9 protein-coding genes are annotated in these 10,901 nt (G+C 29.9%); 1 reads left to right on the forward strand and 8 read right to left on the reverse strand.

Annotated features, from left to right (window positions below):
* Nucleotides 1-226: 226 nt before the first annotated feature.
* Nucleotides 227-1,831, forward strand: coding sequence for an Ig-like domain-containing protein (locus tag ACH2BC_RS14785; protein WP_395055001.1), 1,605 nt, complete (start codon nt 227-229; stop codon nt 1,829-1,831).
* A 55-nt stretch (nt 1,832-1,886) separates the two neighbouring features.
* Here ACH2BC_RS14785 and ACH2BC_RS14790 read toward each other — a convergent pair whose 3' ends face one another.
* The 8 genes from ACH2BC_RS14790 to ACH2BC_RS14825 form a co-directional block, all read right to left on the reverse strand.
* A complete protein-coding gene (locus ACH2BC_RS14790; protein WP_395055003.1) occupies nt 1,887-2,648 on the reverse strand; it encodes a nitrilase family protein in 762 nt (253 codons plus the stop codon).
* A 12-nt stretch (nt 2,649-2,660) separates the two neighbouring features.
* Nucleotides 2,661-4,385: a T9SS type A sorting domain-containing protein gene (locus ACH2BC_RS14795; RefSeq protein WP_395055005.1), complete on the reverse strand. Its 1,725-nt coding sequence runs from the start codon at nt 4,383-4,385 to the stop codon at nt 2,661-2,663.
* 92 nt (nt 4,386-4,477) lie between these two features.
* Nucleotides 4,478-5,224, reverse strand: a complete 747-nt coding sequence (locus ACH2BC_RS14800) for a succinate dehydrogenase/fumarate reductase iron-sulfur subunit (protein WP_395055007.1) — start codon at nt 5,222-5,224, stop codon at nt 4,478-4,480.
* A gap of 68 nt (nt 5,225-5,292) precedes the next feature.
* Complete coding sequence (locus ACH2BC_RS14805; RefSeq protein WP_395055009.1) at nt 5,293-7,293, reverse strand: fumarate reductase/succinate dehydrogenase flavoprotein subunit; 2,001 nt, start codon at nt 7,291-7,293, stop codon at nt 5,293-5,295.
* A gap of 12 nt (nt 7,294-7,305) precedes the next feature.
* A complete protein-coding gene (locus ACH2BC_RS14810) occupies nt 7,306-7,971 on the reverse strand; it encodes a succinate dehydrogenase cytochrome b subunit (RefSeq protein WP_395055011.1) in 666 nt (221 codons plus the stop codon).
* 160 nt (nt 7,972-8,131) lie between these two features.
* Nucleotides 8,132-8,989, reverse strand: coding sequence for a hypothetical protein (locus ACH2BC_RS14815; RefSeq protein WP_395055013.1), 858 nt, complete (start codon nt 8,987-8,989; stop codon nt 8,132-8,134).
* Between the two features lie 134 nt (nt 8,990-9,123).
* Nucleotides 9,124-9,972, reverse strand: coding sequence for a ChaN family lipoprotein (locus ACH2BC_RS14820; protein WP_395055015.1), 849 nt, complete (start codon nt 9,970-9,972; stop codon nt 9,124-9,126).
* Nucleotides 9,969-10,901 (reverse strand): hypothetical protein (locus ACH2BC_RS14825; protein ID WP_395055016.1); only part of this gene is annotated, 933 nt, incomplete at its 5' end. The genes ACH2BC_RS14820 and ACH2BC_RS14825, both read right to left, overlap by 4 nt.

The following is a 10,901-nucleotide window of genomic DNA, read 5'->3' on the forward strand; positions in this document are numbered from 1 at the left end:
AACTATTTACAAGTAATAATTTATATTTGTATATTGGAATATGTAAAACAAATTTAAATAAATATTTGCGTTTTGTAAGACCATTTTCAAAACTACAAATGAAATGGAAATCCTATTGATAATAAGATTGCAATGTAATGCTAGAAATGGCTTCTTATAATTTTGCTAAAATGTTTGAGATAAAGTAAATATAGTTGTTATTTTGCGGTACTTAAAAATTAAATTGATGCTGAAAGATTCTATAAAATATTTCTTGATTTTACTAGTAATTACTGTAACTAGTTGTGCCAAAAGAGGAACAATTACTGGTGGATTGAATGATACATTGGCTCCGAAGTTGATAAATAGTATGCCTAAAAACTTTGAAACTAATTTTAAAGGTAAGGAAATTAAATTGTTTTTTAACGAATATGTAAAGCTGAAAAATGTTAATAAACAGCTTATTATTTCGCCACCAATGAAACGCCAACCAGAGATTTTACCTTATAATGCAAGCAAATTTATAACTGTAAAAATTAAAGATACTTTACAAGAAAATACTACGTATAGTTTAAATTTTGGCAATAGTATTGAGGATAATAATGAAGGAAATGCATTGGAACAATTTAAATATGTTTTCTCTACCGGAAGTTATATAGATTCATTGCAATTGAATGTAAAAGTGAAAGATGCCATTGATAAAAAAGTTGATAATTTTGTTTCTATAATGTTGTATGAAGTTAATGAAAAGTATTCTGATTCAATAGTTTACATAGAAGCGCCAAGATACATAACAAATACATTGGATAGTTTAAAAATTGTAAAACTTGAGAATTTAAAACCAGGAAAATATCAACTTATTGCCTTAAAAGATGTGAATGGAAACAATAAATACGATCCAAAAACAGATAAAATTGGGTTTCAAAAAGACTTTATAACTATACCAAATGATACAGTTTATGAAGTAGAATTGTTTAAGGAAGAAAATTTAGCGTTTAAAGCGATTAATGTGTCGCAAACCTCTGGTTCTAAACTAGTTTTAGGTTATGAAGGTAACCCAAAAGACTTGAAAATTTCTATAAAAAAAGGATTAGAGAATGTTGATTATAAAATTTCTAAAACAGAGAAAAAAGATTCGTTAAACATTTGGTTTAAGGCCAATAAAGCAGATTCTATAGTTGTAAATGTAGAAAAAGATAAGTTTAAAAAGCAGTTTAAACTAAAAATTAAAGACCAAAGAAAGGACAGTTTGAGTTTTAATCCATCAGAAAGAGGTGATATAAATTTTAGAGATACAATTGCTATAAATAGTGATACACCTTTGTTGAAATATGATATTTCTAAAATGAAAATGATTAGAAAAGATTCGACAGATGTAAAATTTACACTTGAATATAATGAATTTAAACAAAAATTAAAAATAATCTTTGAAAAAGAACCATTAGAAAAATACAATTTTAAAGCTTTTCCTGGAGCAATTACAGATTTTTATAATAGGCAAAATGATACTTTAGATTATAGCTTTTCTACTAGAAATACTTCAGATTATGGAAATTTACGTGTAAAACTTGAAAACATAAAACGATTTCCAGTTATTGTGCAACTTACAGATAAAGAAGGAAAAGTACTTGCAACTGGATATTCTGAAAAGGAAACTTTGTTGCTTTTTGACATGGTTGAACCAAATTTATTTACGCTTAGATTAATTTATGACGATAATAAAAATAAAGTTTGGGATGCAGGAAATTTTCTTGAAAAACGTCAAAGCGAAGAAGTTATTTATTTTCCTGTGAGTGTTGATGTTAGAACAAATTGGGATGTTGAACAATCGTTTGATGGTGGAAAGAGGTAGAACTGAAAAGATGGAAGTTGGAAGATGGAAGATGGAAGATGGAAGATGGAAGATTTTATAAAGTAAATTTATCTCTGTCATTTAGAAATCCTAATTTTAGTCTTGTTTTTAATAATTGGTTTTTATCAAGTTCTATTATAAAAATTTCCTCGTTTTCTGATGTTTCTGTTAGTTCATTTCCTAGAAAATCTATTGCTGTTGAATGTCCAACATAATCATGATTGTTGCCGTCAATTCCTACTCTATTTACTCCAATTACGTAACTCATGTTTTCTACTGCACGAGCTTTTAATAAAATATCCCAAGCATTTATTCTAGGTTTTGACCAATTGGCAACATACAATAAAACATCATAATCTTCAATATTTCTAGAAAAAACTGGAAAACGCAAATCGTAACATATTAAAGGACAAATTTTAAATTCTTTATATTCTACTATTAATTTTTCCTTTCCAGAAGTGTACACTCTATCTTCTCCTGCAAGTGTAAAAAGATGTTTTTTATCATAAGTTTGTATTTCACCATTTGGGAAAACGAAAACTAATCTATTATAAAAAATTTTGTTTTCTAAAATTACTAAACTACCTGTTATGGCGCAATTTTTGGCTTTCGCCAAATTTTTTAGCCATTCTACAGTTTCTCCTTGCATGGTTTCGGCAACATTTTTTGCATTCATTGTAAAACCAGAAGTAAACATTTCTGGCAAAACAATTAAATCTACATATTGCGAAATAGCGTTTATTTTTTCTTGAAGTAATGCTTTATTTTCATTGGGATTTTCCCAAATTAAATTAGTTTGAATTAATGCAATTTTCATATTAAATATAGCTTACTTTTTAATGATTAATTTCTTAGTAACTGTTTTATTATCAAAAAATAATTTGACAAAATAAATTCCATTACTAAAATTTGAAATGTCTATTTGTTGGTTTTCAAGAATGGTTTTTTCTAAAATTTTGTTTCCGATGCAATCGAAAATTTGAAAACTAATTTCAGAATCTGCATTTAAAATCTGGAAATTATTAATTGCTGGATTTGGAAAAATTTTAAAATCTGAAACAAAATTTTCACTATTTGATAATGGAAATTGATATTCACTTGCGCCAATATCTACGATTGAATTTGATATTCTAGGAAAAGAATAATAATCTAATTCGTTTGTTGATGGAGTAAAACTAGGATTTCCTGCATTTATACAAGGAGAAGTTGTTTGTAAATTAAAATCGATTGATGAAGAATTTACAAAAAGCGGATTGTTATAAATAGAATGAACATCAAAACCTGTATTAGTTTTATAAGTAGTGTACGAAATTGTATTGAATTGATAGTTTACATTGGCCGTATTTACATCATTTGCAGTTGTAAAATAATCATTATAATCTATTGTAAATGATTGTGGTGCAATGTTATCTACATAAAAAAGCAAGCTTGAATTACTGTGCAAAATATTTTGAAATAAGTTACAATTATTAGTTTTTTCAATTATAATTTGTCCGTGTAAGTTGTTGTTGTCATTGAAATATAAAGTATTATTATTTACATTAGAATTGATAACAATTCCTGTCGTTGCTGGATTGTAACCTCCAATTTGGATTCCTGTATACGTATTATTGTAAACTATATTGTTTCTAATAATTACGTTTTCTGTAGTTCCGTTTTGCTCGCAACCAGCTGTAATTCCAACTGCATTATTGTAAGATTGGTTTCGTTCAATAACTGTATTCCAACATCCATCGCAATAAATTCCTGAGCTAATTGCCACTTGTGAGTTGTTATTGAAGGTAGTATTTCCAGAAATTACTCCATTTCTTGCGTGATTTAATAATGCGTTTGATGACGCACCAAAATTTCCTGCAACATCAATTCCAATATTAGTGTTATCATGAACTAAGTTATTTAAAATTGAATATCCATCAACATTTCCGTTTATAGTTATGTTTTCACTAAAACCATTTATGTTGTTGTAAACTTCACAATTTTCTATTGTTATGTTTCTAATCGCGTCTGTCGCGCTTGTTCCTTGACCATAAATTTCTATTCCGTGAGCATTATCGTTAGCTGTTGGAACTAAATTGGCATTGGTTGAAAAACCTATATATCTAATTTTTAAATTTCTTAATGTGATGTTGTCAATTCCACTATTTGGATTGGACAAAACTAAAATTCCTCTTGCAAAAGGTGTAGTTAAATTTTCTAAAATTAATCCATCAATAACGATATTGCTTTTACTATTTATTGTTATTAGATTACTAAAATTAGCTGAAAAACCTACTCCAGAAATTACTACATTCTGATTTTGATAATTTTTAAATGTTATAGGATTCGCGTTTGTACCAGACACATTAATTGTTACCAATTCGTTATAAGTTCCAGCTAAAATATTTACTGTGCTTCCAGGAATTGCGGTATTTGCTGCTTTTTGTATTGTTTGCCAAGCTGTTGCAATAGTAGTTCCAGAATTAGAATTATTTCCTGTTGGAGAAACGTAATAATTGGTTTGAGAATAACTAATTATTGAAAAAAATAAAATAATTATGAGTTGTAGGTTTTTCATAATACAGATTTTTGAGTTAAACAAAATTATAACAAAAAAACGCAACCTTAAATGGATTGCGTTTTAGATTTCTATTCAAATAAGATTAAATTTTATCCTTTTACACTTGCAGATAAATATTCTCTGTTCATTTGAGCAATATATTCTAGTGAAATTCCTTTAGGACATTCTACTTCGCAAGCTCCAGTATTGGTACAATTTCCAAAACCTTCTGCATCCATTTGGGCAACCATATTTAAAACTCTTTCTGTTGCTTCTACTTTTCCTTGTGGTAAAAGTGCGTATTGTGAAACTTTCGCAGATACGAAAAGCATAGCCGATGAGTTTTTACAAGTAGCAACACAAGCGCCACAACCAATACAAGATGCAGCATCAAATGATCTATCAGCATCGTGTTTAGGAATTGGAATTGCATTGGCATCAATAGTATTTCCTGATGTATTTACAGAAATAAATCCTCCTGCATGTTGAATTCTATCAAACGAACTTCTATCAACAACTAAATCTTTAATTACTGGAAACGCTTTGGCTCTAAATGGTTCTATAAAAATAGTATCGCCATCTTTAAACATTCTCATGTGTAACTGACAAGTTGTAACTGCACGATCTGGACCATGCGCTTCACCATTTATAAACAATGAACACATTCCGCATATTCCTTCGCGACAATCATGATCAAATGCAACTGGATCTTCTCCTTTTTCTATTAGATTATCGTTTAAAATATCTAACATTTCTAGAAAAGACATATCTGGTTCAATTCCGTCAAGTTTGTACTCAACCATTTTTCCAGATTCTTTAGCGTTTAACTGACGCCATATTTTTAATGTAAGTTTCATTCTTTTTATGTTTGAAAGTTTAAATGTATAAAGTTTTTAACTCGTAACCTTTAGACAAAAACTCAATTCTATTTATAACTTCTTTGTACCAGTTTCACATTATCAAATACTAATTCTTCTTTGTGAAGTATTGCATCGCTTGGTTTTCCTTTGTATTCCCATGCTGCAACGTAGGCAAAATTTTCATCATCACGTTGTGCTTCTCCATCTTCAGTTTGGTATTCTTCACGGAAATGTCCACCACAAGATTCGTTTCTATGCAAGGCATCTTTAGCAAACAATTCGCCAAGTTCAAGAAAATCGGCAACACGAAGTGCTTTAGACAATTCTGGATTTAAACCATTTTCTGTTCCTGGAACCATTACGTTTTTATAAAAATCTTCACGAATAGCTGCAATTTCATTTTGTGCTTCTACCAATCCTTCTTCATTACGTGCCATTCCTACTTTGTCCCACATAATTTTTCCTAATTTCTTATGGAAATAATCAACTGGTTTAGTTCCTTTAGCGTTCATAAGAACTTCTATTTGAGAACGAACATTTTTTTCTGCATCGATAAATTCTTGCGTTTCTGTAGAAATTTTTCCAACTTTAATATCTGGTGCCAAATAATCTCCAATTGTGTATGGAAGAACAAAATATCCATCGGCTAAACCTTGCATTAAAGCTGAAGCTCCAAGCCGGTTTGCTCCGTGATCTGAAAAATTAGCTTCTCCAATGGCAAAACATCCAGGAATTGTAGTCATTAAATTATAATCTACCCAAACTCCGCCCATTGTATAATGTACTGCTGGATAAATCATCATTGGTGTTTGGTATGGATTTTCGTCAACGATTTTCTCATACATTTGAAATAAATTTCCGTATTTGCTAGCAACTACATCTGTACCTAATTTTTTAACCAATGCTTCATCGTTTACATCTAAATGTTTTACTTTGGCTTGATCTTTTCCGTATCTTATAATCGCAGCAGCAAAATCTAAATAAACTGCTTCTCCAGTTTTATTTACACCAAAACCTGCATCACATCTTTCTTTAGCCGCACGAGAAGCAATATCTCTTGGTACTAAATTTCCAAATGCTGGATATCTTCTTTCTAAATAATAATCTCTATCAGCTTCTGCGATTTGAGTAGGTTTTAATTTTCCTTCACGAATTGCTTTTGCATCTTCTAGTTTTGCTGGAACCCAAATTCTACCATCATTTCTTAATGATTCTGACATTAATGTCAATTTAGATTGATGATCTCCAGAAACTGGAATACAAGTTGGATGAATTTGTGTATAACAAGGATTTGCAAAATAAGCTCCTTTTTTATGTACTTTCCATGATGCAGTTACGTTACTTCCCATGGCGTTTGTAGATAGAAAAAATACATTTCCATATCCGCCAGAAGCAATAACAACTGCGTGTGCAGAATGACGTTCTATTTTTCCTGTTACAGAATCACGAGCAATTATTCCGCGAGCTTTACCGTTTACTATTACTAAATCTAGCATTTCGTGACGGTTTAGCATTTCTATTTTTCCACGACCTATTTGACGATTCATTGCAGAATATGCTCCTAAAAGTAATTGTTGACCTGTTTGACCTTTAGCATAAAAAGTTCTAGAAACTAAAGTTCCTCCAAACGAACGATTGTCTAATAATCCACCGTATTCTCTTGCCAAAGGAACACCTTGCGCAACACATTGATCAATAATATTAGTAGAAACTTCTGCTAAACGATGCACATTGGCTTCTCTTGCACGATAATCGCCACCTTTTACAGTATCATAAAATAATCTGAAAGTTGAATCGCCATCACCTTGATAATTTTTGGCAGCATTAATTCCACCTTGTGCAGCAATTGAGTGCGCACGTCTTGGTGAATCTTGGTAACAAAATGCTTTTACATTATAACCCAATTCGGCTAATGTTGCAGCAGCAGAACCACCAGCAAGTCCAGTACCAACAACAATAATATCAATATTACGTTTGTTTGCCGGATTTACTAAATTTATATGATCTTTATAATTTGTCCATTTATCTGATATTGGACCACTTGGAATTTTAGAATCTAATGCCATAATATTTAACTATTAATGATTAAAATGATGAAATAATGCTATGATAACAAACAATGATGGCACTACGACTGAAAATGCGTAGGCAAATGTTTTTAATGATTTTGAATATTTATTATTGAAACCAACAGATTGAAACGAAGAATTAAATCCGTGCCACAAGTGAACTGCAAGTAATACAAAAGAAATACAATACAATCCTGTTCTTACTGGACTTTCAAATTTATGAATTAGTTCTTCATAATATCTTGTTTCGTTTAATGGAAGTGACTCTACATATTTATAATTCATTTCTGGAATCCAAAAATCGTAAAAATGTAATCCTAAAAATGCCAATACTACTGAACCAGTAATTATCATATTTCTTGATGCCCAAGAAGCATTTGCGCCACCATTATATTTTGCATAAGAAATTGGTCTTGAAGCGCGATTTTTATAATCTAATATAAAACCCATACAAAAATGAAATACTACACCAACTATTAAAATGGGTTGAATTACATATTGAACAACAGGATTATTTCCCATAAAATGAGAAATAGCATTAAAAGTTTCTTCGCCAAAAAGAGAAGTTGTATTGATAAAACAGTGTTGTGCAAGGAATAAAATTAAGAAAAGTCCAGAAAGCGCCATGGCCACTTTTCGTGCAATAGAAGAATTTAGTAATCCAGATTTTGCCATAATAGTGTATAATTTATTTTAAAATTGATACAAAAATACGGCTAATTAGAAAATACTACAACCTTTTCGTTATAATTTATAATGAGTTTAAAGTAGTTTAACAATTGTTGATTGCTAACGAGTTAAAAAGGTAATTTATGTACCGAATGTTTAAACAAAATTATTTTACATAGCTTGGAATTAATCCTCGTAATCCCATGTCTACTACAACGTCTCCAAGATTTGGATCAAATTTATTATTATTGGAGTTTTCTATCCACTCAAAACTTTTATTTGTAGATAGTGATAATGTTATTGTTATGTTCTTTTTTTCTAGTCCATTTATTTCTAATGGAGTTTCAAATCTTCCTGTGACAACACAAGAACCAGCAGGAATTGGTGATGTAGCAGCAATAGGATTTGGAACTGTAGTTGCATTTGCTGGAGCTTGACCCAATGTTGAGTAAAGGTTATCGTTCATAATAAATTCCCAATATCCTTGTAATTTATTTCCTGATACTGGAAAACCTGTATTATTGTTTAAATAGGTGTTGAAACCAACAAAACTAGACAAAGTTCCTATTCTGTCTAATCCTTGATAACGAACGTTTATTTGAAAATTTTGATAGGATAATGAAACTCTCATAAACTGATAACTTCCTGTCGCAATTTCTTTTAATGGAATTTTAAGAAAAGTTTCGCCTTCTACTACAACAAGTGATTGTGCAAAATCTATTGCATTGTCACCACCAGCAGTAGTTTCTGGAGCATGATACAAAACTTCTCCGTCTGATAATTGTGTAAATTGATCTTGAGCTAGTTCTAAATAATGTGCAGAAATTGAATTAAATGTTGGCGTTTGTGCGCCACGACCACTTGGCAAAAATGATGGTTGACCTAGATTATTTAGTCGTGCTTGACTTCCGTCAAATTTAAATTTTACTAATAAAAATGTTTCTTGCTGCGTATCGTCAATATCTGTGCAAGATGAAAATGATATTGTTATTAGGATAAAAGTAAATAGTACTAATTTTTTCATGCTATGGTTGATTAATTAACCCTGATTGAAGTGAAAATACTTTTCTTTTTTTTAAAGAAAAGATTGTAACGAAAAGCAGGAATAGGGTTTATAGAAATGCGCAGAACAAATTGTTCCTAAAAATTTTTACAAATTTAATAGGTTTTTGTTACATCTTCGTCTATTACAAGTATAAAATTGGCTTTATTTAAATTTTCTTTTTCTAGTTTATTGATGTCTTTTTGCTCTACGGTTGCAATTGTGATAATTTGGATGTTGGGATTGTACTGCTTTAAATACCAATTGATGCCTTCAAAATTATCTGAATGATATGTGCCGTTGTAGTGAATAAAAACCGAGTTTGGCTGCAAATTCTTTATTATTGAGTTTGCCATTGTTGCGTCTTTAATGGCTTGTGCTTTGGGCATTTTGTCACCAGCTTTTCCGCCTTGCATTTCTAACATTGACTTGTAACCTGGAAGATTCAAGTCGAAATTTATTGGCAATGGTGCAATGAATTTTTGCTCTTCTAATGGTAAATTTTGCAATTCTTCTAATCCTTTTTTAAAGACTAAACTTGCATATCGTCTTGGAATATTGGTGGCAATAAATGGCAACTTATTTTCTTTGGTAAAATCTACAAGTGGCTTATAATCTGTAGGATAATTGGGCCAAAGTCGTGCAAGTGTATCTAATTGTATTTGATTTATTTCGCTTTTTAAATATTGATTTAATTGACTTTGATTGTCGGTTTCTAGCATTTCTGCGCCAAGAACAACAGGTTTAATTTGGGCTAAATCTTTGGCTAATTCTAGTTCTAACCAATGACAAATTGCGTTATCGTGGTATTCTCCAAAAAGTACTACTTGCGTTTTTTGGGTTTCTTTTAAAAGTTTTGCGTAGGTTGTTTTCTTTCCATTTTTGTCATATAATTGATATGCCTTTTTATCTTGAGCTTGAAGAACAAGCGAAAACAGAAATGCTATGAATGTTAGTTTTTTCATTGAATTTGGTCAATTGTATAATGTGTTTGATTTTGTAAAGCTGGTAATTTTTTCCAGTTTATTGCTTTTGTAAAAATAATAAACTTTTTAAAATGAATATTAAATGTACTGTCTTTTTCTGAAAATTTAAAAGGAACTGAAATTTTATTTTTTTTGTAATCTTGTAACAAGATACTGGTTTTTTCGGTGTTAATTTCAAAATGATAATCGGTCATTTCATTATTACTTGACTGAAAAATAATATAATTTTTTCTGTGAATGAAGATGTTTTTTATTGGAAAATTAGATTGATTTAATGTGTCTTTTTCTGAAATAACCTGTATAACTTGATATGCACCATGAAGAAATGGTCGTTTAAAAGTGTCATCATTAAAGTTTTGAGTTATAAAATAAGGATACAAAATTTGAATAAAAAACAAACCAATAACTGAAAATTTAATCCAAGTTTTAATAAATGTATTTCTAATAATTGTTTGATTATTAATAAGTAACTGCTCTGTATTATGAAAAACCAAAAAGTTTATTAATGTTTTCAAATAAGGAAAAACGGCAAATATTGAAGCGGAAAGCAAGAAAATTGAAAATGTTTTTACAGAAATATCAAACCCAAAATTTATTAAAACAACGTTTATAAAAATTGCACTTGCCATTAACAAACCTAAGATTCTTGTTGGTTTGTACAGAATTAAAATAGCAACTAAAACTTCTATAATTCCCATAAAAAGTGAGTAAGAATGTGAAGTTCCAAGTGTGCTCCAATACAAAATATCTTTGGTTAAATTACCAAATGGTGTATAAAGAATGTTAGGTTCTGGAAGATAAAATTGTGCCTTAAAAACTTTATTAAATCCATATTCTAAAAGTATAAATGCAATATAATAGCAAGAAAATATTCTTGATGTATAAACAAGTTTATCAGTTTTAAATCT

It is taken from the genome of Flavobacterium sp. (assembly GCF_043760115.1).
In the GTDB taxonomy this organism is placed as follows: domain Bacteria; phylum Bacteroidota; class Bacteroidia; order Flavobacteriales; family Flavobacteriaceae; genus Flavobacterium.

Coding starts and splice junctions, on each gene's coding strand:
- ACH2BC_RS14785 (WP_395055001.1), top strand. CDS start 227: ATGCTGAAAGATTCTATAAAATATTTCTTGATTTTACTAGTAATTACT.
- ACH2BC_RS14790 (WP_395055003.1), bottom strand. CDS start 2,648: ATGAAAATTGCATTAATTCAAACTAATTTAATTTGGGAAAATCCCAAT.
- ACH2BC_RS14795 (WP_395055005.1), bottom strand. CDS start 4,385: ATGAAAAACCTACAACTCATAATTATTTTATTTTTTTCAATAATTAGT.
- ACH2BC_RS14800 (WP_395055007.1), bottom strand. CDS start 5,224: ATGAAACTTACATTAAAAATATGGCGTCAGTTAAACGCTAAAGAATCT.
- ACH2BC_RS14805 (WP_395055009.1), bottom strand. CDS start 7,293: ATGGCATTAGATTCTAAAATTCCAAGTGGTCCAATATCAGATAAATGG.
- ACH2BC_RS14810 (WP_395055011.1), bottom strand. CDS start 7,971: ATGGCAAAATCTGGATTACTAAATTCTTCTATTGCACGAAAAGTGGCC.
- ACH2BC_RS14815 (WP_395055013.1), bottom strand. CDS start 8,989: ATGAAAAAATTAGTACTATTTACTTTTATCCTAATAACAATATCATTT.
- ACH2BC_RS14820 (WP_395055015.1), bottom strand. CDS start 9,972: ATGAAAAAACTAACATTCATAGCATTTCTGTTTTCGCTTGTTCTTCAA.